Here is a 452-nt window from a genome sequence, read left to right on the forward strand (position 1 = left end):
TATGCGTTGATGATCCGGAACAACGAGCCGAAGCGTTCCTGCAAGGTCCGGTAATCCGCCACGCTGCAGCTGTCCGAGCTCGTGATCAACAGCTCCATCCCGCTCATATCCAGTTGATGCTCGTGCACGTACTCCAGGAACGGCACGATCAGCGCCGGCGTCGATTCGAAGATGGTGACCCGCTCCTGCTCAATCCAATGGTGCAGACGAGACGGATCAATCCGGTCGTCCTTCGGCACAATCACCATCGTGCCGCCGTTGTACAGCGTCCGCGCGATATCTCCCACGAACACGTCAAAAGAGAAGCTTGCGAGCTGCAACAGCCGCACCGGGAACTGATCCAACTGGTATTCCCGCCGGTAGCCCGCCGCCGTATTCACCAGGCTGCGGTGCTCGATCATCACGCCCTTCGGCTTGCCCGTCGTTCCCGACGTATAGATCACGTACGCCAG

Annotated in this window: 1 protein-coding gene; it reads right to left on the reverse strand. The window is 59.5% G+C overall.

Annotated elements, in window-relative coordinates:
• Positions 1-452, reverse strand: a 452-nt coding sequence (locus tag G9G57_RS25320) for an AMP-binding protein (protein WP_164965684.1), incomplete at both ends; no start/stop codon positions are given.

It is taken from the genome of Paenibacillus sp. EKM211P (assembly GCF_011066175.1).
GTDB lineage: Bacteria > Bacillota > Bacilli > Paenibacillales > Paenibacillaceae > Paenibacillus > Paenibacillus polymyxa.